This is a genomic window from Fischerella sp. PCC 9605, from assembly GCF_000517105.1.
Classification (GTDB): Bacteria; Cyanobacteriota; Cyanobacteriia; order Cyanobacteriales; family Nostocaceae; genus PCC9605.
The window spans coordinates 329,686-353,508 of sequence record NZ_KI912150.1 but is presented as its reverse complement, the minus strand read 5'-3'; the positions used below and the strand labels follow the sequence as shown (position 1 = coordinate 353,508).

Annotated in this window: 17 protein-coding genes and 2 pseudogenes; 6 read left to right on the top strand and 13 right to left on the bottom strand. The window is 44.6% G+C overall.

Annotated features, from left to right (window positions below; all coding sequences use genetic code 11):
* Positions 1-149: 149 nt before the first annotated feature.
* The gene (mfd, locus tag FIS9605_RS0124900) at positions 150-3,686 is read right to left on the bottom strand and encodes a transcription-repair coupling factor (protein ID WP_026735007.1); all 3,537 of its coding nucleotides are present in this window, start codon (positions 3,684-3,686) and stop codon (positions 150-152) included.
* A gap of 308 nt (positions 3,687-3,994) precedes the next feature.
* Here mfd and FIS9605_RS0124895 point away from each other — a divergent pair, with 308 nt between their 5' ends.
* Positions 3,995-5,320 carry a hemolysin family protein gene (locus FIS9605_RS0124895; RefSeq protein WP_026735006.1) on the top strand — a complete coding sequence of 442 codons (1,326 nt, stop codon included), beginning with the start codon at positions 3,995-3,997 and terminating at the stop codon, positions 5,318-5,320.
* Positions 5,321-6,367: 1,047 nt separating this feature from the next.
* Here the strand turns inward: FIS9605_RS0124895 and FIS9605_RS0124890 are convergent.
* Both FIS9605_RS0124890 and psbA read right to left on the bottom strand, forming a co-directional pair.
* A complete protein-coding gene (locus FIS9605_RS0124890) occupies positions 6,368-7,759 on the bottom strand; it encodes a malic enzyme-like NAD(P)-binding protein (RefSeq protein ID WP_026735005.1) in 1,392 nt (463 codons plus the stop codon).
* Positions 7,760-8,121: 362 nt separating this feature from the next.
* Positions 8,122-9,204 carry a photosystem II q(b) protein gene (gene psbA, locus FIS9605_RS0124885; protein ID WP_026735004.1) on the bottom strand — a complete coding sequence of 361 codons (1,083 nt, stop codon included), beginning with the start codon at positions 9,202-9,204 and terminating at the stop codon, positions 8,122-8,124.
* Positions 9,205-10,072: 868 nt separating this feature from the next.
* Between psbA and FIS9605_RS0124880 the strand changes: the two genes are divergently transcribed.
* Complete coding sequence (locus FIS9605_RS0124880) at positions 10,073-10,621, top strand: SgcJ/EcaC family oxidoreductase (protein WP_026735003.1); 549 nt, start codon at positions 10,073-10,075, stop codon at positions 10,619-10,621.
* 246 nt (positions 10,622-10,867) lie between these two features.
* A complete protein-coding gene (locus tag FIS9605_RS38125; protein WP_035140157.1) occupies positions 10,868-11,101 on the top strand; it encodes a YybH family protein in 234 nt (77 codons plus the stop codon).
* 549 nt (positions 11,102-11,650) lie between these two features.
* Here FIS9605_RS38125 and FIS9605_RS0124865 read toward each other — a convergent pair.
* The 3 genes and pseudogenes from FIS9605_RS0124865 to FIS9605_RS40005 form a co-directional block, all read right to left on the bottom strand.
* Positions 11,651-12,586: a DUF5996 family protein gene (locus tag FIS9605_RS0124865; protein ID WP_051470136.1), complete on the bottom strand. Its 936-nt coding sequence runs from the start codon at positions 12,584-12,586 to the stop codon at positions 11,651-11,653.
* A complete protein-coding gene (locus tag FIS9605_RS41250) occupies positions 12,583-13,611 on the bottom strand; it encodes an IS110 family transposase (protein WP_072032421.1) in 1,029 nt (342 codons plus the stop codon). The genes FIS9605_RS0124865 and FIS9605_RS41250 overlap by 4 nt, the downstream gene beginning before the upstream one ends.
* A 289-nt stretch (positions 13,612-13,900) precedes the next feature.
* Positions 13,901-16,853: pseudogene (locus FIS9605_RS40005) on the bottom strand (Tn3 family transposase).
* Positions 16,854-17,011: 158 nt separating this feature from the next.
* Here FIS9605_RS40005 and FIS9605_RS0124850 point away from each other — a divergent pair.
* Together FIS9605_RS0124850 and FIS9605_RS41245 are read left to right on the top strand one after the other, a co-directional pair.
* Positions 17,012-17,617: a recombinase family protein gene (locus tag FIS9605_RS0124850; RefSeq protein WP_035140156.1), complete on the top strand. Its 606-nt coding sequence runs from the start codon at positions 17,012-17,014 to the stop codon at positions 17,615-17,617.
* A gap of 301 nt (positions 17,618-17,918) precedes the next feature.
* Positions 17,919-18,947, top strand: coding sequence for an IS110 family transposase (locus tag FIS9605_RS41245; RefSeq protein ID WP_072032420.1), 1,029 nt, complete (start codon positions 17,919-17,921; stop codon positions 18,945-18,947).
* 365 nt (positions 18,948-19,312) lie between these two features.
* Here FIS9605_RS41245 and FIS9605_RS0124840 read toward each other — a convergent pair whose 3' ends face one another.
* The 3 genes from FIS9605_RS0124840 to FIS9605_RS0124830 all read right to left on the bottom strand — a co-directional run bounded on the left by FIS9605_RS0124840 (position 19,313) and on the right by FIS9605_RS0124830 (position 20,707).
* Positions 19,313-19,837 (bottom strand): efflux RND transporter permease subunit, encoded by a 525-nt coding sequence (locus FIS9605_RS0124840; protein WP_026734998.1) that lies wholly within the window; start codon positions 19,835-19,837, stop codon positions 19,313-19,315.
* A gap of 211 nt (positions 19,838-20,048) precedes the next feature.
* On the bottom strand, positions 20,049-20,456 hold the full coding sequence (vapC, locus tag FIS9605_RS0124835; protein ID WP_026734997.1) for a type II toxin-antitoxin system tRNA(fMet)-specific endonuclease VapC: 408 nt from the start codon (positions 20,454-20,456) through the stop codon (positions 20,049-20,051).
* Positions 20,453-20,707: a hypothetical protein gene (locus FIS9605_RS0124830; RefSeq protein ID WP_026734996.1), complete on the bottom strand. Its 255-nt coding sequence runs from the start codon at positions 20,705-20,707 to the stop codon at positions 20,453-20,455. Before FIS9605_RS0124830 ends, vapC begins: the two co-directional genes overlap by 4 nt.
* A gap of 292 nt (positions 20,708-20,999) precedes the next feature.
* Between FIS9605_RS0124830 and FIS9605_RS43050 the strand changes: the two genes are divergently transcribed.
* Complete coding sequence (locus FIS9605_RS43050) at positions 21,000-21,221, top strand: hypothetical protein (protein WP_155960526.1); 222 nt, start codon at positions 21,000-21,002, stop codon at positions 21,219-21,221.
* Between the two features lie 77 nt (positions 21,222-21,298).
* Here the strand turns inward: FIS9605_RS43050 and FIS9605_RS0124825 are convergent, their stop codons facing one another.
* From FIS9605_RS0124825 to FIS9605_RS38110, 4 genes and pseudogenes are all read right to left on the bottom strand, one after another.
* Positions 21,299-21,694, bottom strand: coding sequence for a hypothetical protein (locus FIS9605_RS0124825; RefSeq protein WP_155960525.1), 396 nt, complete (start codon positions 21,692-21,694; stop codon positions 21,299-21,301).
* 18 nt (positions 21,695-21,712) lie between these two features.
* The gene (locus tag FIS9605_RS0124820; RefSeq protein WP_026734994.1) at positions 21,713-22,324 is read right to left on the bottom strand and encodes a hypothetical protein; all 612 of its coding nucleotides are present in this window, start codon (positions 22,322-22,324) and stop codon (positions 21,713-21,715) included.
* Positions 22,325-22,447: 123 nt separating this feature from the next.
* Entirely contained in the window at positions 22,448-22,624 is a 177-nt protein-coding gene (locus FIS9605_RS43045) for a hypothetical protein (protein ID WP_155960524.1), read from the bottom strand.
* 499 nt (positions 22,625-23,123) lie between these two features.
* A pseudogene (locus FIS9605_RS38110) lies at positions 23,124-23,823 on the bottom strand (hypothetical protein); the annotation flags it as partial.

Genomic DNA, 23,823 nt, shown 5'->3' with positions numbered 1-23,823 from the left:
ATTTCTTCAATTACTTGGCTTTGTTTAACAGGTAATGTCTTGGGGGCTTTAGGTTCTCCTTTCTTTATCTCTGATATTGACTTTAAGAATTTGAGATTGGGAATATAGGATTGTAGAGACGCAAGGAACATTACATCTCTACAATTATCTTAAACAACCGCCGCTTCTACAACCGCGCCTTGCATTTTTTCAAATGCATCAATCAGGTTTTGCAACTGCTGATCTGCTTTGAGTACTGCCAAACCGCGCACTGTCACTTTCCCTGGTGAGTAAACAAAGCGAGATTTGAGATTTTCTGGTAGATTTCCCGCTAACAAGTTCCAAGCGGGTTCTTCCATTGGCGTTTCTAAAACAACGTGCTGTTTGGCTTCTGGTTTAATGCGGCTAAAGCCTAGCTTTTTCGCCAGTTGTTTCAATTCCATTACCCGCAATAGTTGATTTGCAGGTTTGGGAATTGCACCGTAACGATCGTTCCACTCAGCGGCAATTTGTTGTAATTCTTCTTTAGATTTGGCAGCAGCAACCGCACGGTAAGCACTCATCTTTTGTTCAATATCGGGGATGTAATCTGCGGGAATAAATGCTGTGAGATTGAGATCAATTTGAGTATCGTCAACTTTGGGTATTTCTTGTCCTCGGATTTCCCGAATCGACTCTTCTAGCATTTCCATGTATAAATCGAAGCCGATTGCATCCATTTGACCGGATTGTTCTGCACCCAGCAAGTTACCAACTCCGCGAATTTCCATATCGCGCATTGCTAATTGATACCCGGAACCCAATTGGGTAAATTCCTGTATTGCTCGCAAGCGTTGCCGGGCGGCATCGGATAACGATCGTTGTTTGGGGTAAAATAGCCAAGCGTGAGCTTGAATTCCCGCACGTCCCACACGTCCCCGCAGCTGGTATAACTGCGCTAAGCCGAAGCGGTGGGCATCTTCAATCAAAATTGTGTTGACGCGCGGGATATCTAAACCAGATTCAATAATCGTGGTACAAACTAAGATATCTGCTTCGGCATTACTGAAAGAAAGCATGGTTGCTTCTAACTCACCTTCTTCCATTTGTCCGTGAGCGATCGCAATTCTCGCACCCCCGATCATCTCCCGCAATTCGCTGGCTGTTTCTTCAATACCCTCCACACGCGGCACTACATAAAACACCTGTCCGCCTCTGTCGAGTTCTTGGCGAATAGCGCTGCGAACTGTTTCCGGGTTCGTCGGTGCGAGGTGAGTTTTAATCGGACGCCGGGATGGTGGCGGTGTAGTAATCAAACTCATTTCCCGGATACCCGACAAAGACATATACAAGGTGCGGGGAATGGGTGTAGCCGAGAGGGTAAGCACATCAATTTGAGTTTTCAGGGTTTTAATTTTCTCTTTCTGGTTCACCCCAAACCGCTGTTCTTCATCCACCACCAACAGTCCCAATTCTTTGAAATTAACCTCTTTGCCCAAAAGTTGGTGCGTACCCACAACTACATCCAACTCACCCGTTGCCAATCGTTTTTGAATTTCACGGCGTTCTTGGGGACTGCGGAAGCGGTTGAGTAACCCAACATTAACGGGGTAGGGCGCAAAGCGTTCTTTAAGGGTGTGGTAGTGTTGTTGCGTTAAAATTGTAGTAGGTGCAAGGAGTGCCACCTGTTTACCGGCGGTGACAGCTTTAAATATCGCGCGAATAGCTACTTCAGTTTTACCAAAACCGACATCGCCACACACTAAGCGATCCATCGGGCGATCGCTTTCCATGTCCCGTTTGACATCTTGCACAGCTTTGAGCTGATCGGTTGTGGGTTGGTAAGGGAACGAGTCCTCCAGTTCTTGCTGCCAAGGCATATCTGCCGGAAAGGCAAAACCCTTTTGTTGCGATCGCGCTGCGTATAACTTAAGCAAGTCCACCGCCAGTTTCTTAATTGCTTTGCGGACTTTGTTCTTGGTATTTTCCCAAGCCTTACCAGTCATTTTATTTAGTTCTGGTGGCTTCTCGGTCGTCGTACGAAACCGCGACAAAGCGTTGACTTGATCGGCTGCTACCCGCAATAAACCATCGGCGTATTGCACCACCAAATAATCGCGAGTTTCGTTGTTAAGTGTGAGACTTTCGAGTCTGAGGAATTTACCGACCCCGTGGTTTCTGTGCACCACATAATCGCCGGGACGCAGTTTGTTGGGATCTACTTGTTTAGAACCAGCTTTGCGACGCTTGCGGACATAGCCAAAAGTTGCTAGGCTATGCTGCCCGTAAAATTCGCGGTCAGTGACAATAACGATCCGGAAAGTAGGTAAAATGAAACCTTCTAATTCAGCCAGACCGGAATATTTTAGGGCGACTGGTACGTGATTAATTTGTAGCTTATCAATCGCTTGATAGTCGCGGGGGTTGGGGATAAACTGGGCTGGACAGTCGTGTTCTTGCAACAGAGACACAGAACGGCTCGGTTGTGCCGAAATTAACCAAATCGAGAAATTGCGATCGCGCTCCTGTCGTAGTGTTTCTGCGGTTTTAGCAAAGGAGTGCGGTGTTGCTGGTACAGATCGACTGGCAAGATTGATACCTTGATTTTCCTCAGCTAGTTCTGATAAATATAGTTTTTTAAATGCCTGTGCAGCACTCAGACAATCATCAAACCAACGATGAACTTTGGGTAATGCAATCAAAGCTTCTTCTATGTTGCGGTCTTCCTGCTCATCTGCTCCCCTACTCCCCAGAGTTAGCCACTGTTCCTCGGCATTTTCCACCCAGCGATCGCTGTGAGCGTGACACTGTTCTGGCTCGTCAATAGCAACCAGAGTATTTTCTGGTAAATAATCTAATAAGGAAGCTGGTTGCGTGAAACCTAAACCCAAAAAGCGGCGGCTACCCTCTAAAGATGTACCTGCATCAATCTGTTCTTGTTCGGTGGCGCAAAGGTAAGTTTTGACGGTTTCTAAACTCTCCCCACTCAACGCTGCCATCACCACGGGAGCAAAGCTAGTGGGAGTGAGAATTAGCTGCTCAATTTTATCTAAAGCAGAACGTTGAGTTGCTGGATCAAATTCTCGAATTTGCTCAATTTCGTCACCGAACCATTCCAAACGGACTGGCAACTCCGAAGACACCGGAAACACGTCAACTATATCACCGCGCCGACTCCACTGTCCTTCTGTTTCTACCAGTGGAACTCGTTCATACCCCAGACTAGCTATTTTTTCACTAAAGCTATCCAAATCAAATTCCATACCCCGTTTGAGGGTAAGACAGAATGGCTGAAAAGCTTCTGGTGGTGGCAGGTGAGGTTGTAGCGATGCGTGAGTAGCGACAATAGCCAAATTAGTAATTTTTGGACTATTGACTATTGACTCTTGACTCTTGACTAAGTCCGCCAAGACTTGCATTTGCCCCCAAGTCATTTCAGTTTCGGGATCAAAAGGTTCGTAAGGGGACGCCTCAGAGGTTGGGTAAAAATGCACGGTTTGCCACCCCATCGCTTCCAACTGCGCTGTCCAGCGTCCGGCTTCTTCCAGAGTGGCACAGACCACAAACAAATTCTGTCCCTCAGTTTGAGCCAAAGCTGAAGTGACCAAGCCTTTTGGTAGCCTGGGAATACCATTCAAACGTAAATCTTGTTGCCGATTTAGCTTGGAGAGAAGTTCACTGGTAAGTGGCGATCGCCCTAGGGCGCGCACAATGGAAGAAAATGCCATAAGTTCTTAAACAGGTGGGAGTCGTTCTGACCAGCGATCCACAATCATAGCGCCTACTTCAACTATTTTAAAAATGTCAACAATCCTATTGATCTTGCTCGAAAGACCCTAGTCCTTAGTACAATTACGACTGAAACTTACAGTTCGTATACGTAAACAGTTTTCTCTACTGACAAATCACTTATGAATAATTACTAATGGTTGGTTTTCTATATATTTCAGAATGTTGTCTATAAACATCTTAGATACTAGATACTAGCAGATTCAACTTAAATGCAGTTTGCCGCTAACATCGGCAATTTTTAAGAATGTCACCAACTGTCGAAATTTTAATTATTTTCCTACTAATCCTTGCCAACAGCGTGTTTGTCATGTCAGAGTTGGCTATTGTCTCTGCACGAAAGGTACGTCTGCAACAGCTTGCCGAACGGGGAGATCAAAAGGCTCGTGTTGCCTTAGAATTGGCTTCTTCTCCGAACAAATTTTTAGCTACTGTTCAGATAGGGATAACTCTCCTTGGTATTTTGTCCGGTGCTTTTGCTGAATCGACCATAGTTAGGAGACTAGAGCCTATTTTGGGTCTACTCCCCTGGTTAACGCCTTATGCTGATGCGATCGCCACCGTGATTTCAGTATTAATTCTTACTTATTTTACCTTGATTATTGGTGAATTGGTTCCTAAGCGAGTGGCATTAAATCACCCAGAACCTATTGCTTCTATTGTTGCTATCCCTATGCGAATGTTGGCAACAATTGGTTCCCCTATAGTTTATTTACTAAGTATTTCTACTGATGCAGTATTGCGAATTTTGGGCATTAGACCATCCACTGAGCCACAAGTAACAGAGGAAGAAATTCGAGTTTTAATCGAGCAAGGCACAGAAGAGGGAACCTTTGAGGAAGCAGAACAAGATATGGTGGAGCGAGTGTTTCGTTTAGGCGATCGCCCTGTAAGTTCTTTTATGACACCGCGTCCGGATATTGTTTGGTTAGACTTGGAGGACTCCCTAGCAGAAAATCGCCAGAAGGTGATTGAGAGTGGCTATTCTCGGTATCCGGTTTGTCAGGGGGGGCTAGATAATGTTCTCGGTGTTATCCCTGTCACTGATTTATTAGCCCGAAGTTTGTGTGGCGAAGAGTTGGATTTGACAGTGGGATTGAAGCAGCCCGTGTTTGTGCCCGAAAGCACCCGTGGCTTGAAAGTTTTGGAGTTGTTCAAGCAAACCGTCACTCACATGGCGCTGGTAGTGGATGAATACGGTGTAATTCAAGGATTAGTGACTCTCAATGACGTCATGATTGAAATTGTCGGTGATGTTCCTACTGCCGATGAATTGGAAAATCCCCAAGCCGTGCAACGAGAGGATGGTTCTTGGTTATTGGATGGCATGTTATCTGTAGAAGAATTTTTTGAGCTTTTCGACCTCGAAGAATATCTACGAGACCATCAAGGTAACTATCAAACATTGGGTGGTTTTGTCATTACTCATCTCGGTCGCATTCCCGCAGCAGCAGATCATTTTGAATGGCAGGGTATGCGCTTTGAAGTGATGGATATGGATGGCAACCGCGTTGATAAAGTGCTGGTAGTACCAAAACAGAAGCAATCAACGGAAGGGAAAAGAGAAAATTAGACCTCTGAGGGAGATGGGGGATAGCTGAAAGTGTAGGTTTTTTATAACAACGCTTGAAATGAGACAAGGGAAGGGGGAAAAGCAGGGTGGTTTCATACGACCCAATAAAAATTTGAATCCCTACCAACTTCTTAAACTCTTTGTGTTCTACCCTGCACCGAAGCCCTCCGGGTACTCTACGAGAAGCCGAGTAAAGCGCGTCTACGCCAGTCCCCCTACCCTGACGGGAAGCCCGGGTACCCTGCGGGAACGCCTTACGGCGTACGGGGGTTCGCAATCGTGACGGGAAGCGGAGCCACTGCGGTGGACGGGTCTCCCGGCATAAAGCACGTGGCGTCCAAGACTGCGACCCCCTCACCGCTGCGCGTCTACGTGACGGAGACCGCCTTCTGGGGGGCTGGTCTCACCGCTTGCGCGTCTATGTGTCCTTTGTGGTTCGTTAACGGTGTTGCTGAATCCATGTATGAAAATGATTTGGTGTGATTCTGAAACCCTTGTAGAGACGCGAAATTTCGCGTCTCTACACTTGGATTCATACTTCAAATCAGCAACGCCTCGTTAACATAAATATCTCTGGGTGGGAAGGGACTAATTAATTTTTCTGGTGTTTGTATGAAACCACCCTCCCCTCTCCCAATTTGGGAGAGGGGCAGGGGGTGAGGGAAGTACTATCTTTGACTGCAACCTAGTATAAAATTTACTTTTTTGACAGTAAATACATGGCTAATTTTTCTAAATTTATAAAAATTTTATACACTTTTAGCATGGTTTTGTTAGCTCAAAGTATTACATATTCTAGTTTTTGCCAGTTTTAGCATCTTAGTAAGAAGCGATCGCACAGTCGGTAACGTGGTGCTTATGATTGCCTAGAACACCAAGTCAGTAATCTTCAAATTGGAAGAGAAGGAGGACACCTTCGGAATGAAAAATTAAAAATTCAATCTTCATTTTTAATTTTTAACTTTTAATTCAGCGAAGCGTTTCCCCTCTCCCTTGTCTTACCGCACCAAAAATTTATAAATACTGCATCGCTACTCTATTGCTTAGTTAACTACGAGCAATTCCATCTTGGCGTGCTGCCCGTTGCACAGCAGCAGCAACAGTAGTGGCGACTCGCTCATCAAATACAGAAGGAATGATGTGTTCCCTGTCTAAATCTGATGGTTTGACTAAAGAAGCGATCGCACTTGCTGCTTCTAAATACATTGAGGTGGTAATCGTCTCTGCGCGACAATCTAACGCACCGCGAAACACTCCAGGAAAAGCTAGAACGTTATTAATTTGATTTGGGTAGTCACTTCTACCGGTGGCCATGACGGCAACTTCTTTGTTAACTAATTCTGGCTGAATTTCAGGAATTGGATTTGCCATTGCAAACACAATTGGATCTTTCGCCATTGAACGCACCATTTCCGGTGTTAATACTCCTGGTACGCTCACACCGATAAATACATCAGCCCCTTGCATTGCACCTGCAAGAGTACCCTGGGCTTTGACAGCAAATTCGCGTTTTTCTTCTGTTAAATCGGTGCGACTAGTAGAGAGAATTCCTTTAGAGTCACACATCCAAATTTTTTCTGCCCCAGCTTTGTGCAGTAAACGAGCGATCGCAATTCCAGCCGCCCCAGCACCATTAATAACGATGCGGATTTCCTCCATTGACTTATGTACCAATTTCAGTGAGTTAAACAGCGCTGCTAAGGTAACAATCGCTGTGCCATGCTGATCGTCATGAAAAACAGGAATATCTAACTCCCGTCGCAGTTTTTGTTCGATCTCAAAGCAGCGAGGGGCAGCAATATCTTCTAAATTCACGCCTCCAAATACAGGGGCAATATTTTTTACAGTACGGACAATTTCATCTGTATCTTGGGTTGCAAGACAGATAGGGAAAGCATCGATACCAGCAAATTCTTTAAAAAGCATGGCTTTACCTTCCATGACTGGTAGGGCAGCCTCTGGGCCTAGATTTCCCAATCCCAAAACTGCACTGCCATCAGTCACAATTGCAACCGTATTTTGTTTAATAGTTAAGTTGTAAACTTCTTCTGGGTTTTGAGCGATCGCATTACAAACACGTCCAACTCCAGGCGTGTATGCCATTGCTAAGTCAGACACGCTTTTGAGGCTAATTCTGCTGATGATGCTGATTTTACCGCCACGATGCAGATTAAAAGTGCGGTCATAAACATCCAGAACTTTAATGTCTGGTAAAGCCTTTACTGCTTGTACAATTGTTTCCGCGTGTTCGGTACTTGCGGCATCAACGGTAATATCGCGAATGGAAACAGCTCTGGTTTGCTCGATTAAATCAATCTGACCAAAATTACCACCACTAGTGGCGATCGCCTTAGTAACGCTAGCTAACATCCCAATACGGTTGGGAATCTCAAGGCGGAGTGTCAAACTAAAACTAGAGTTAGGGGTTAGGTCTGTCATTGTTGTTTTGGATGGGTGATTTTAGATTGAATTTAGCGCTAAAAATCTAAAATCTGAAGATTCAGTACTATAAACTGGTCACAATTTAGCAATTGTACTCTGATGCACCATATAATTTCATTTTCATTCGCAAGATAAATCTTTATAAGAAATTTATCTATTGCCCATTTTCAAGTGTTTAAGTCTTAATGGAATAACTTTGTCCATCAACAGAAGGTTATATAGCAGTCCTAAATCATTCGTGAAAAACTAAAAAAACTAGAACCTCGATTTCTTTAAGAAATTAAGGTTCTGAGGCTTTCACTAAAAAAAGCGCTCTCAAAGTAGAGGGCGCTTTTCATCATTTAGGGAGGAGGAGGGGATTATCCATTCATTACAGGAGCGTTCATCGCCACAGGTACAGTTTCACCAGCAGCCAAATCTAACGGGAAGTTGTGAGCATTACGTTCGTGCATCACTTCTATACCCAGGTTGGCGCGGTTCAGCACATCTGCCCAGGTATTGACTACACGACCGTGGGAATCAAGAATTGATTGGTTAAAGTTGAACCCGTTCAAGTTGAACGCCATTGTGCTGATGCCCAACGCCGTTAGCCAGATACAAACTACAGGCCAAGCTGCCAAGAAGAAGTGTAAGGAACGAGAATTGTTAAAGCTGGCATATTGCCAGATTAACCGGCCAAAGTAACCGTGAGCAGCCACGATATTGTAGGTTTCGTGTTCTTGGCCAAATTTGTATCCGTAGTTTTGGGATTCGTTCTCAGTGGTTTCCCGCACCAGGGAGGAAGTCACCAAAGAACCATGCATCGCACAGAACAGCGCACCACCAAACACACCGGCTACACCGAGTTGATGGAAGGGGTGCATGAGAATGTTATGCTCCGCTTGGAACACTAACATGAAGTTGAACGTACCGCTAATGCCCAAAGGCATTCCGTCAGAGAAACTGCCTTGCCCAATTGGATAAATTAAAAATACGGAGGTAGCAGCAGCTACAGGAGCAGAGTAAGCAACGCAGATCCAAGGACGCATACCCAAGCGGTAGCTCAGTTCCCATTGCCGTCCCATCCAGCAGAAAATGCCGATGAGGAAATGGAAAACAATTAGCTCATAAGGCCCACCGTTGTAAAGCCATTCATCGAGGGAAGCAGCTTCCCAAATCGGGTAAAAGTGCAAGCCAATTGCATTGGATGTGGGTACAATTGCACCAGTAATGATGTTGTTACCGTATAACAAAGAACCAGATACTGGTTCGCGAATACCATCGATATCAACTGGTGGTGCTGCAATAAAGGCAATAATGAAACAGATGGTTGCAGTCAACAGCGTTGGAATCATTAAAACACCGAACCAGCCGATATAAAGTCTGTTATTGGTGCTGGTAATCCATTCACAAAACCGTTCCCACAGGCTACCGCTTTCGCTTCTTCTTAAAATTGTGGTCATGGCTATTTTGTTTGTAAAACGAATGTACAGATTGCAAAATCTCTCAACTACTAAAAATTGAGAATTTTGCTGTTTTCATGGATTTTTGCCGAATACCTTCTCTCTGATTGCTGGAATCTCCTTATTCAGGATTTTGTTCTGTTTTAATTTGCCTCACACCAAAATTAGGAATAACCATCTTCCTCAGGGAGATGGCTTAATCAAAGAGAAACTTTCCCTAACTCTTACGATCAGGTTTTACATGAATTTTTTGTATTTTTCAATCTATTTTTGTTAAGTTATATAAAGATTTTTTCAAGTAAAAATATAGCTTTCTTTTGTTAGCTGAAGCGATTAATCTCAGATTTTATCTCAAGCGTTGCTCATAAATTATTAACACTATTATGAGTAATGCTCTATTAGTTTATAAAAAAATCATAAGCTATTTTAGTTCTTTTATACAGACTGATTTGGCGCTTGAGCAAAGATTGTGATTTGTACACCCAGGTGAGCGAAGCTATGATTTATGGCTCATTGATTCGTCTTATGGTCAAGTGATTGAGGGCTTAAGCTTTTGTTTACGAATCAGCTCTAAAATCGATTTATCCAGTTGGGGAGTTTTTTAGAGCCTTTCAACTTACTTTGTCTATCCTTCCTAAGACAGACTTTGCCAGTTAACAGATCAATTAATATTCAGATCAGTATACTCGAACTAAATCTTGGTGATTCATACCGTTTCTAGCTCCTTTGGGACGGCTTCGCTGCCCTTAAGTTGCGCTTTGTACTCATCGCACTCCACGAGTGTTCACCATTCCCCAACGCAAATGCAGCTTTAAAGGTTAAACAACAATCGTATAGATGAGTAGCCATCCAAGACAAGGAGACTCTTATGAATTCACAAACAACTCAAAATCAAACCACCTGTGCTGCTGACGAAGCCACCATCCGTGCTTTCCCTCAGCAGCTGATTGATGCTTGGAATCAGGGCAGCGGTGAAGCCTTCGCCGCCCCTTTCACTGAGAATGCTGATTTCGTCGCGTTCGAGGGAACGCATCTTCAGGGGCGCCAGGAGATTGCCTCGTTCCATCAGCAACTGTTCGACACCTCCTTGAAAGGAACACGCCTTAAGGGCGAGGTGAAGTTCGTACATTTGCTAGACCCTCAACTGGCTGTAATGCACGCAGTCGCTAGAGTGACGCTGCCTAGTCAATTGGAGCCTTCAGAGTCGCGAGACTCGATGCAGCTATTCGTCGTGACCAAACGCGATGGAGATTGGCGCATCGAAGCAGTACTCAATGCCCGGAGGTTGACGCTAGAACGGCAACTCTTCTTAGACGACTTTGACTCGCTGCCCGCACAGGGTAAACGGCAGGTGAGCGATCTCGTTGCATCTCTCAAGCAGCGTCATCTAGCAGAGAAAGAACCAGCATCCAGGTAAGGACACTGCTCGCGAATTCCAACAACCACCGGATCGCTAACGACAGACATGACTGGGTTCCTTCTGGATTCCTCGAATCTGACATTTGCGAGAGGCGATCGCTCATTTTAGATCCGGTTGTTGGGCGGCATGGAGTAGCATCTAGGCACTGAGCGTGAGTAGTTGCCGCATGGAAGCGACGCGCCAACTGCCGACTTCAAGGGTGGATGACGCCCGCCGTTCCCAAGTAGCAGAGGAGGTATAAAAATGTCAGCAAACAGTCCTGAAGAAATCTGCCGCCTTTTCCAAAAGTATATGGCCGAAGGCGATATTGACTCAGTACTTAGCGTCTACGACCCGGAAGCGGTCTTTCTGAATCAGTCAGGCGAAGTACAGAAGGGCGAGGAAGGACTGAGACAGGAGTTGGCTCCTTTTGCGGCTGTGAAGGCTATCTTTGATTTCAAAATCAGCAGGTCATCGAGTCTGGCGACATCGCGCTGATGCACACTGAATGGAAGGTATCCTCACCGCAGCAAATGTCCGTGTATGCGATCGAGGTCGCCCGCCGCCAGCCAGACGGTTCGTGGCGCTGGCTCCGAGGCGATCCCTTTACCATCGGCAGGCAGGCTGCTTCCTGAAACTGCTGCCGAACAATGGGTTCGACCGGAGCGCGAAGCGAGTTTCTCATCCTTCGACCAGTGCCGTTCGCGTACCCGGTCAACTCAAGCGTTGGGTGATATCTACTTGGCATCCACAAGCGTGGGACATCCACATCTGGAGCAAAGAAGATGGTATGCCAACGATCTGCTTTAACAACCCAAAAGACCCCGGCTCAGGGGTGCAATTGCCGAAAGGCGCATTCTACTATCTTGTGAATGGTCGTAAGCAACCTCCACCGAAGTCAAAGGAGCGCTGAGCAGCTGCCAGGAGCAACGCGCTGAACTCGACCTTTTCTAGAATTATGTAGCGATCGCATCTTGCTCACCAATCGGCAAGGTTTTCAATTGAGCGATCGCACATCCAAACTTCACCAGTGGCAGATATCGCCCCTCATAGAGCTAAAGTGCGTTCCAGTGCTGCTCGTTCCCAATGTCCTAAATTTGCAGCTGCTTCGTAGGTGCTTTGAAAAAAAGCAAGGAGCACCGCATCCGGATCGTGCGCCTGTCTCACTGCTTCATAGGGTAGGATAAACTCTTGCATGTCTGAGCTATAGAATGCTTCCTTTGGCTGAACAGGGTAATCTTTGAACCCTTCGGGTGCAGGGTAGGCATAAGCGTAAAATATAGGCTCCACTACCGATCCACCACCCGGCCAAAAGCCACAACTGCTTACCTCGTGCGAATATGCTTCTCGTGTCACCCAATCTGCCATATTCGGAACTCCACCTGGATGTTCTGGGGCACGACGTCCAGAGAAACGAGTCACCGCCAGATCAAAGCTACCCCAGAAGAGATGTACGGGACTGGATTTACCAATAAACCGCGAACGAAACACAGTCATAACTCGGTCTACTTGTAAAAGAATACGCCAGAACTGCTGTGCATATTCTGGATCGTAAGCTGCATGTTTATAATCCTGGTCAAAGGGAATCGGCTCCGCTACTTCCTGCGGCATCGTCCAAATTCTAACTTTGATACCGATTTCACTCAGTGTGGTGATGAGGTGCTGATAAAAATCTGCAACGGAGCAAGGAACAAGTGGGATTTTTTTGGTAATGCCGTCGCTGGTTTTGATCTGTAATTGATGATCGAGAAAATCAAAGTTAATCTGAAAGCTGCGTGTTTCGTAAGGTATTGAAGAAGTTGTCAGCCCACGCGGCGTCACATAGAGGGTAGACTGCCACCAGTGGTTGAGTTTGGGAGCTAGCGCCAGCCGAATTTTACCAACGATTTGAGTCCACAAATGGAGTGTTGCACATGTATCCTGCCATGCTGCTAGCGGCAAACTTGGGGGGAAAGTAGCGAAGATACCGTAGCCAAGTGTCAAGTGGTTTGTGGTTTCAAAGCGTAGTTTTGGTCAAACGGCTGCCTCTTTTTAACAACAGCCCAAGCAATGTGCAATAGTTTCCGTGCAGCAGCACAACGTGCCACTTTCATAGGCTTGCCCGCAGCCCTTAATCGGTCGTAGAAGCTTTTAATGACTGGATTACTCTGAGCTGCGCTTAAGGTTGCCAGATAGAGAGCGGTTCGCAGTCGTATCTGACCAGTATGTCCAATCGCTGGTTTATGCCAAACACTAGAACCGGACTGATAAAGTGTAGGTGCTAATCCAGCATAGGCTGTCACTGCCTCAGCTGTTTCACAAGTGGTAAAGTTTAGGGTTGTCACTAACACCCAGGCAGCAGTGAGCCAACCAATACCCTTGATACTTTGCAGTAGTACAGCAGAAGCAGCCCACTGTTGGTCTTGATTAAGTGCTTGCTGAATCTCAGCGTCTACTTCTTTTAGCTGTTGCTTGAGGGTTTCGACCAATGCTTCCATCCGCGATCGCACTGCTGTAATGGTAACTGGGTTGTGTTGGAGTGCATGAAGTTGATTAGAANCCTGCCGTTGCAAACAAAGCAGCGTCTCTCGCTGGTGCAGACGCTGCTGAAGCTCATGATAAACCAGAGGTGGTGGTGTCCAAGGTTCTGGTTGCAATAGTCTTGCCAGTTGAGCTAAAGTTTGAGCATCAATGGCATCAGTCTTGGCTCGTTTGAGCAGTGCTTTCGCAAAATGGTGAGCGCAAGCTGGATTGATGACACTAACAACGAATCCAGCTTCCACAAGCTCAGTTGCCATGCAAATCCAGTAAGCACCAGTGGCTTCCATTACAACCAAAACAGACGCAGGGGTGAATCCCTCTTCAATAATCTTTTTTTGAAAAGCAGTATATCCTTGGGGTGTCTGGTTGATGGTGAATGGACGTGTGACCTTGTTACCTGGCTTCATCCAAGCAACGGTAGCTGTAGCGGCGGAAATGTCCACTCCCACATATAGTTGGTAGGTGGTTCCTGTAGTATTTGTGTTCATGACCCAACCTGGCTGCTGTTTACAGCCCTTGAAAACGACGTAGCTCCGTGGGCAATCGTTATGGTCTAAGCTCGTCATTCGTGGTCTTTGCCACTGGATACAGTCCAGCCTTCTGATAGCCCAAGGATATCCCAGGGAGTGGGGGACAATCTTCGCTTCGCAGTCAAAGCTGCTTCTGTCACCTGGTCCTCACCACTACCAAGGGACTATCTGAAGTATACGAGCTGTCACCAACCCCATGCGAAGGCTGAAACCATTATAAAGACTGAATTCCAGAAAAAATTTTGACTTAGGAAGCAGCATCAAGTTCTAACCGCTCGTTCATATCCAACCGAAAAGTTCCGTAAGGATTAACGTGTGACCAAAATAACGGTGTTAACCCGCGAAAATCCTCCTTGGTCATTCGCTTCATCCATGTAGACTCCGCTAAAACCTTTTGAATCATTAAAGTGTTAATATATACCAAGCACATTTGCAATAAATGTAGGCATAAAACGGATAATTCCTGCTCATCTAAACGGTTAGTAGCGATCTCACTATTCTTTCCGTAAAAAATAAAACTATTAGCACCATTCCACTGCTCCACTACATTTAGCCCGTCATTAATCTCACGTCGCAACGCTTCAGAGTGTAGGTAGCGGCACAGAAAGATAGTTTTTATCGCTCTACCTAACTCCCAATCGTGCCTTTTGTGTGGGATGTTGTACTGTTGAGCGATTAAAACGTCTTAAGATTGCATCTGCCTCTGCTGTACCTAAACGCAAGGCAGTAGCATATTTAATCATCTGGTCATACTGCTGGTGAATCAATTCCCAGTCAATAGCCTTGGCAAGTATATGTTGTAAGTGAGGATATTCTTGTTTCTGCCCGGAAAAAGGTAAGTGCAATTTTTTCTCCCCAATACGTTTGATACGCGGCATTAGCTCAAAACCTAACAAACGGCAGAATGCAAACGCCATCTCACTTTGCCCGTGTGTATCAACGTAGTTTTTCTTAACTTTCATATCTGTACAATGACGTAGTAATCCCTCAATCATTGCTGCTACTTCACTACTTGAGCAGGTTTTGAGTTGAGAATAAATACACGCTGATTTTTTCTCAACGTGCCAGTAAATCATGACTCCGCGACCACCGTAGCGGATGTGCCATTCTGTCATTAAGTTCTGATCCCATGAGCCAAACTTTTTGGAGTCAGAAGCACAAGCTGTAGTCCCCTCTCCCCAAATAACAGTTTTACGAGTAGATAAAGTAGCATTGACGACTGAAGCAATTGCGTTACGTAAATGCTCGCGGTGGATATAGTGCTTTTTGACGTAACGCAGGTCAGTTTCGTTATCGCTTTTAGTACCAGCACAAATCCGCTTCAGTCCCGTATTCGTACCCAATCCATACAAACATAACAACAATCTTCGTTGCAAAACTTCTTTGTCAAAGTGAGAACGGACACCTGTGTTTTTAAAGTGATTTGTCAAACCAATCCGCAAGTCAGCTTCTTTGAACATATCCAGCAAACTAGTCATAGGCCAACGCCTTTCTATCTCGCGCTTGAGTTGTTCTAGATTTACGGGTTCTGGTTGAGGTTCCAAGGGGGTGATGCTAATCCAGCCATTCTTCTTTTTGAGAATTTTGACCTTAGAATTATTGGACATCCCTTTATTCAGCATCGTCGGGGCATCAGTCATCTCCTGCTGAAGTTGAGCGATAAACAAAAGCGCATCTAGTGGTTGCCCGATGGCTTGATAGTATGTTTCTCGATGTACTTCAAAATCTTGAGGTAAATCCTCTTCCGGGTTACAGTATCGTTTAGCACCAACAACCCAAATTTCTTTGGAACGCAGTTTATCCCTTAGTGCTTGTAATACACAAATTTCGTAGTTAACCCGATTAATCCGTTCCTGCCCATCCTTATCGACTTCGACAATCAAATCCTTCCAGTCGTTTTTGAGAACACCATTGATAAACAACTCCTCTCCCAAAGCATAGTAACGCTGATTACTATCTTGGTATCTTTTGAGCAGTGACAGTGCCAAAATCACTGGACGGTGGACATCATTATTCGAGCGAAACTCCAATGTAGATAGGAGTTGGGGAACCATGCGCCGGTAATGGTGCAGATACGATGACCGCATTACTGTATAAACCCGTTCTTCATAGGTAGGATTGTTGGATTTATACTCCTTAACTACTGCTTGTAGAGTGTTTGGGCTAACCACTGGATAAACTACATCTTTGACCAATTCTTCTGGATGCTCTAATGAAGCGTTAGCAATCTCAAACAACAATCGGGGTTTATTATCTACTCGCTTAAACTCTAGGAGAAGTTGCTTATCTACCCGTCGCTCGGCACTCACATGAATCCGATGTATGATTTGTACTAATAACTCTACTAAACTGTCAGTAATTTCTTGACTGCGTTGCCAACAAAATGCAGCCACCAGTGTATAACGAATAGGGGCGGGATGACGACGTAATTCACGAGGCGTTTCCGCAGAGGCCCGCCGACGGTAGTGGGTAATAACTTTGGGTGGGACTTTGGTAAACAACTTCTCTGGTATTTCCAATTCTCGAATACACTGGAGTTTGGAAATTTCTTTTAGGATACTTTTGAGGCTGGTACGACCGGGGTCAGTTTTCAAAAAATTAAATACTGATTGCCGAAAATGGCTCTGGTCATCATCTAGACCGTCTTTGGTATTGAGAAGCGCGTCCATCTTTCTCAATGTTGAAACTGACAGTTGCTTGAGAATATCCGCACAAAATTCCTTCTCAGTCGCACTGACCGCAGAGCGAATCAGCCGTTCAATTCGTTCCGGGGTTGGTGGTTCTAGCTTTAAAGAGCGCAGGCGTTGATATAGAGCTACTTCAAGATAACAAAAGGAGCGTTCATACACTAAAACTTTCTCACATAACCAAGCTGTTAGTTCCGCAGCGTCATTAACTGTAAATTCTCGAAACCCCAAAAACTCACGAATTTCTGCTCTGTGTCGTTCAAAAGTACGCCCAACCCACTCGTAGTTTCTATACAATCTTGGCGACATCCCCAGAACTCTGGCAATGTATGAAACAACAAGTTTTGGAACTTCTTGTTTGTGACGTGGAAAGCGAGCTTCTATCTGAAAAAACTTGAGTAAAACCGCAAAACCTAACTGATTTTCTTCGCTTTTATTCTCAAGTAATGCCATCTCTGAGGGCTCGAGCGTAAAATGCTCCACTAGTTCAGTCGCGTCCCACTGCCGTTTCAATCTTGTTGCTCCTCTTGATTCATTGCAGACATGCACTCAGTAAATTGCCATTGTATCAGCTAAAGTATAGGCTATTTGGTACATTAAAATTGAACGGTGCAGTAAGCTTTTGAGCCTTCTGATTTTTAGAGGGTTTAATTGGTACAAAAAATTGGTCTATGCGTGTTGCTATTTACTGTCGAGTGTCCACTACTGACCAATCCTGTGAGCGTCAAGAACGGGACTTGTTAGAATATACTGCGTCCGCAGGTTTTATGGTTGTTGGTGTTTGGAAGGAAACAGTTTCTGGAAGCAAAAACCTTCACAGCGAGCGCGACAAAGTAATCGCATTAGCCCAAAGTCGTAAGATTGATGCCATTTTAGTCACAGAGATGACTCGCTGGGGGCGCAGCACTATTGACTTAATTGAGACGTTGCAGTCACTTCACAGTTGGGGTGTTTCTTTGATTGCTCAAACTGGTTTTCAGTTTGATTTGAATACATCGCAAGGGAAATTAATTGCCCATTTAATGGCATCTTTAGCTGAATTTGAGCGTGACTTGATGCGAGAAAGGGTGCGTTCTGGGTTGGCTGCTGCTAAAGCACGGGGTCAGAAAATTGGCAGACAACCAGGACAGCGAGTCAAAGCTGACCGATTAGCTCCCAAGGTAATGCAAATGGTGCAACTTGGGTATTCTTATCGCCAAATTGCGAGTACGCTTCACCTCTCAAAAACCACTGTCAATGAAATTGTCAAACGACACCGCAACACTACGAACAATTAATTGGTCAATGGTGGGAAAATTTTTATGAAACTGTTATCAGGTAAGGATTTCAGCCTTCGTGTGGCGGCTGGTGACAGCTCGTATACTTCAGATAGTCCCTTGGTAGTGGTGAGGACCAGGTGACAGAAGCAGCTTTGACTGCGAAGCGAAGATTGTCCCCCACTCCCTGGGATATCCTTGGGCTATCAGAAGGCTGGACTGTATCCAGTGGCAAAGACCACGAATGACGAGCTTAGACCATAACGATTGCCCACGGAGCTACGTCGTTTTCAAGGGCTGTAAACAGCAGCCAGGTTGGGTCATGAACACAAATACTACAGGAACCACCTACCAACTATATGTGGGAGTGGACATTTCCGCCGCTACAGCTACCGTTGCTTGGATGAAGCCAGGTAACAAGGTCACACGTCCATTCACCATCAACCAGACACCCCAAGGATATACTGCTTTTCAAAAAAAGATTATTGAAGAGGGATTCACCCCTGCGTCTGTTTTGGTTGTAATGGAAGCCACTGGTGCTTACTGGATTTGCATGGCAACTGAGCTTGTGGAAGCTGGATTCGTTGTTAGTGTCATCAATCCAGCTTGCGCTCACCATTTTGCGAAAGCACTGCTCAAACGAGCCAAGACTGATGCCATTGATGCTCAAACTTTAGCTCAACTGGCAAGACTATTGCAACCAGAACCTTGGACACCACCACCTCTGGTTTATCATGAGCTTCAGCAGCGTCTGCACCAGCGAGAGACGCTGCTTTGTTTGCAACGGCAGGTTTCTAATCAACTTCATGCACTCCAACACAACCCAGTTACCATTACAGCAGTGCGATCGCGGATGGAAGCATTGGTCGAAACCCTCAAGCAACAGCTAAAAGAAGTAGACGCTGAGATTCAGCAAGCACTTAATCAAGACCAACAGTGGGCTGCTTCTGCTGTACTACTGCAAAGTATCAAGGGTATTGGTTGGCTCACTGCTGCCTGGGTGTTAGTGACAACCCTAAACTTTACCACTTGTGAAACAGCTGAGGCAGTGACAGCCTATGCTGGATTAGCACCTACACTTTATCAGTCCGGTTCTAGTGTTTGGCATAAACCAGCGATTGGACATACTGGTCAGATACGACTGCGAACCGCTCTCTATCTGGCAACCTTAAGCGCAGCTCAGAGTAATCCAGTCATTAAAAGCTTCTACGACCGATTAAGGGCTGCGGGCAAGCCTATGAAAGTGGCACGTTGTGCTGCTGCACGGAAACTATTGCACATTGCTTGGGCTGTTGTTAAAAAGAGGCAGCCGTTTGACCAAAACTACGCTTTGAAACCACAAACCACTTGACACTTGGCTACGGTATCTTCGCTACTTTCCCCCCAACTTGGCCAGATGTTACTGGTGGACGTGCCTTGAGAAGATGCTGCCATGAGAAGAATCTCCATGTAAGGGAATTGGCAAATGAGAGTTACAAATCCCAGTTCGCCCCTGCATTTCCGGAGTTAGGTGTATTTTGGTACTGAATCCACCACCGCCTTAACCCCAGGTTTGCAACTTGTTAATCTAATGACCAAACAAGGCAAAAGTTAAAAGTTAAAAGTTAAAAGTCACTCATAAAGAATAAGAAAAATGGTCACAAGCCCCTCAATTTATTTATGGGGATTATCTTTTTACTTTTTACTTTTTACTTTTTACTTTTTACTTCTTAATACCTAAGTTTGATTGTTTGTTTTGGGCGACAATAGTAAATACAAACAAGGCACAATCAATAAAGCACTCAATGTCGCTGTCATCAAACCAAAGATAATTGCACTACACAATGGCATCCAAGTAGGATCGCTCAATGCCAAAGGTGTTAAACCAATAATTGTTGTGATCGATGTTGTAATTACAGGTCTGAGTCTGTCAGCTACCCCTCGCGCCGCCGCCACCCTCAGTTTCATCCCCTCTTGCCTGTAGCCATTCATAGTATCAACCATAACGATCGCATCGTTGACTACAATCCCCACCAAGGCAATGATACCAATAAAGGCGACGAAGGAAAAACGAATCCCTGCTAGGAAAAAACCGCCCATTGTGCCAATCATGGCAAAGGGAATCGCCAAGATGATAATAAAGGGCTGGCGGAAAGAGCCGAGTTGTAAGACTAAGACGGCAAATACTAGAAAAACTGCAAGACCTAAAGCCTGAGTTGCAGAACCAGGGGTAAAACTAGCGAGGACACATTTTACCGCCACGCAACGCTTGAAAAGCTTGCTGTGAAAGAGTTACAGAAATAAAATCGCTCTTGTCACCAAAAAACAGAGAAAAAGCTTATTTTGGCTGTACCAGTAAAAGTCTAGTCTGAGTAACATTTTCAGACGACGCGTGGCGGCAAAATGAGCTTTGGCTACTTTTACCCCGCATACACCCAATTCCAATTATCTGGAATTGTCCAACGTCCTTGACTCAACTTTCTTCCTCCCAATCCTCTATCTGCAACCCATTCACTCGGCTAAATTCTTTCGTATTATGCGTGACCAATATCAAATTATTTGCCATTGCAATAGCAGCAATCTGCAAATCATAAGGGCCAATTGGCGTACCACTAGAAGCTAACTCAGCCCGAATTCTCCCTGCTATCCTTGCGGCTTCTGGGTCTAAAGATATAATAGTAAACTGATTAAAAAAACGTTGCAATATTTCTAAATTTCTCTCCTGTTGAGCGCTACGGTAAGCACCATAGTACAGTTCTAATTGGGTGATCGTAGAATTTAAAATATCTTCTGGTTGTTGGGATGCCAGTCGATTTGTTACCGCAGGACTACTATTATTTATTAAGCGGATACAGACATTTGAATCGAGCAGATAAGTCAAAATAGCTGCTCCCTAGTTTCATATTCTCCCTGTTCTGGTCGTTCTAGCGGTTCTCCTACCCAACCACCAATTACTTCTTCAAAAAACCCAGGCATCCAGCCTCTTTGTTGTGGTGTTTTTGGCTGTGTTTGTGTTTCTAGTGGTTGATAAATCACCATGATTTCTACTTCTTTATCTGTTATTCCCACTGGGATATCTAAATGTAAAATTCCATCTGCACCGATACGTTTTTTTAATTTAATACTCTGCATAGCGGATTATCCTTGGATATTGAATTGAATACTTATTACTCACCGTTCGCGTCATCGAGAATGAATTTGATGAAATAGGGGATGGGTGGCTTGTATTTGGTTATCATACATCATCTCACAAGGCGACCACCGTAAAGTGTATGTTAGGGAATGGGTAGAACAACGAGGATCGCCCTCCTTACTTCTCCATCGCAAACCGCCGCATCACAAGCGTGCACATTCACAGCCTCCCCATCGCTTCAATTCAAAATTCAAAATTCAAAATGCAAAATTTAAGAAATAATTTTGAATTTTGAATTATTGTGACATCGCAAGCACAATCGGAGGCTTCCTTGCCCAATTAAACCAAGTACTGACATCGGATGTCACCGTATTTTTAGTGCAACAAGTAAAATCTAATGTGTTAAGTGAATTGTCGCGGGGTTATCGCGCCGGACGATTCTCAAGAGTGCCTTCACAAAAAGGACTTTACATTTGGGACTCCAAGTTACTACCATCCGTCATCCGTAAATAAATCAAAACAAAATGCTTGAAAGCAAGGAGACAAACAAGCTCAATCAGAAGTCAAAGAAATCATCATCGACAAAAAGTTTAAATATCAAATGGATTAGTATCAACTTCAGATAACTGTTGCACTTTTACCTCAAAAATCCGCACCTGTGAAGCCCTATCACCGTCTACACTTGTCATATTGATCAGTTCCAAAAGACGTTCAGTAGTCATTTCTGGTTGGTGAACGCAATCCCAAAGACTTCCGAACCTGAAAGTGCTGTCTTGCAAATCTCTGGGGTAGGCACTACGTAGATAGGTTTCCCATTGATGAGGATGGTCAAGTATGTGTTGAGCAACTGCTAGTCTTGAATCGGCTTCGACAAGTTGAAAGTCGTGATCGTAAATTCCTTTATCAATACTAGAAGTAATCAGAAATAGCGGCATAATAATCATTTGAGTCAGAGAAGATGTACCCGATGTCGAAGAGCAGCTCATTTTAAACAAACAAGAACACTACCCAACGGGAGAAACTGTTACTTGGTTGACAATAAAGTCGTATGCAGAAGTCCACTTCTTGTTCCATTGGTCATCAATGTCAAACCATTTGATATTGTGTTTACTGCACTCTTGTCTAAAAAATTGGCTCAGAGCAATAAATTCTTTTAGTGTTTGACGCAGTTGGGAATCAGTATATTTATGAGACCAGCAGTGTTGATTGGTCAAAGCGTAGTTGCGGATGTCTTGAATCTTTTGCTCAAAATTTAGTTGGTTGTATAGCAAGAAAACACCACAAACTTGTCCAGAACCGTTTAATCGTAATATCGATTCTGGGAGTATGTAGCAAGACTCGAAAATTTGTACATTGTACTCTAAGTCTTTGCCCATATTCCTAATTATTTTGATTAAATATTTTTGAATTGGCAGCAATTGTTGTACATAGTTGTTCTTGTCAATGTTGTCGAAATTGGTGTCAAAAGCATTCTTATAGTTATTCTTGATCGCATTAACCAGGGTGTCACCGTGGATAATCGAACCGTGGTAATAATCAAATAGTTTATAAGCCAGATTGGATTTACCTGTCCTTGGTACTCCACCAATTACTATCTTAGGAGAGACTTTAATCATACAATTGCAACAATTGGTCTAGGATTGTAACCAAGATAAAATATAGAGGCGCAACTGGAAACCGCTTCGCCCTGCGGGCGAGGGCAGGGCATTTTTAAAATGATTCTCCAGTCCAGCATCCCATCAAAATGACATCAAAGCATTTTTGTGTTGCGATCGCCCCAAGGTGGGTCGCTTAACATGCTTAAAGTGTTCTTGTCCAAACAGGAGTGAAGTTGGCACTCTTGTTCGGAGCGATCGCCCCCTCCTCCCCTCAAGAGTTGATTGTGTTGTAGATAAAAGCCTTGAATTGGTCAACATCTCTGCCCGTTTGTCGGTTGTGACTGCGGGAGTTGATGACGCCGATTGACCCACTCATCATTTGATTAGAAAAGCGATCGCGCACTGATGCGGACAGTGGATTTTCTGATGCAGGACACTTGAAGAGGCAGGGGGGCAAACAATTCAAAATTCAACTGAGCAAAATTCACGCAGGGTAAGAATAATTCCTCCAAGTTTTGAGGCAGAACACTCGTAGCGGCATTGCAGGTATACTGCCGTTATAACAATTTGCTGTATCTATGCTGGTTATAAAATCACGCCGTCAGGTGCTAGCGATGCGTTTGAGTTGTGCGGTGCAGTTGTTTCGCCTGGCGAGAGTGAACCATTGCTTAGTTCAGTTATTAGTGCAATCGGGTATGAGCATTGGTTGCACTATTAATTGCTTTTCAAGTTAACCAGCTCTAATTCATCAACGTAGCGAGTAGCCTGGACTTGCTCCTGACACGGGGCTTGGTAGAGTACTGTTCAATATTGCTCTTTAATCAGCACAGCAACCACAGCCACCACAACCACCTCCATCACCTCCTCCGTCACAGCCATCGCCTCCGTCACCGCCTGCATCTGAACCACCTCCACCTGTATAACCTCCTCCTGTTGAGGAGAATATACCTACAAAAAATATCGGGGCGAAGATTAACCAAATTAGAATCCGCAATCCCAGGAAGAGCAAAACTATACCTGAGAGTAAGACAGTTACATAGATCAATGTTTTGATCAAAGAGTTAGAATTATCATTTTCACGACTTAAAAGCCATAGAAGATATACACCCACACACAGGCATAAGACAGCAAGATAACCAATTGGTTTGTGTCGAGAAAGTCCGATGATAATCCTGGCAATTCCTAGAGAGTATAGGCAAAAAATTGAGAGTATTGTTAACCAGGTTGAAATCCGCTGCCAAGATAAGGATAGTTGATATATTTTTGTAAACTCTTCCCAAGATGGGGTATAAGTTTCCCATATTTTTCCAGAAGTGGAAGTGAGAGTATTTGGCTGTGCCAAGCGGTGGATAGCAAAATCAAATAGAAAACTGGCGATCGCAGATAGAATGTAGAACCCGATAAAGTCCTTTGCTGGTAGATTCAAGATTCCTGTGGCGAGATTAATCGTCCCTAAACTAAATAAAACAAACGTTAGGATGGCAAATAATACCAAAGCAGTCCGAGAATCGTTTTTG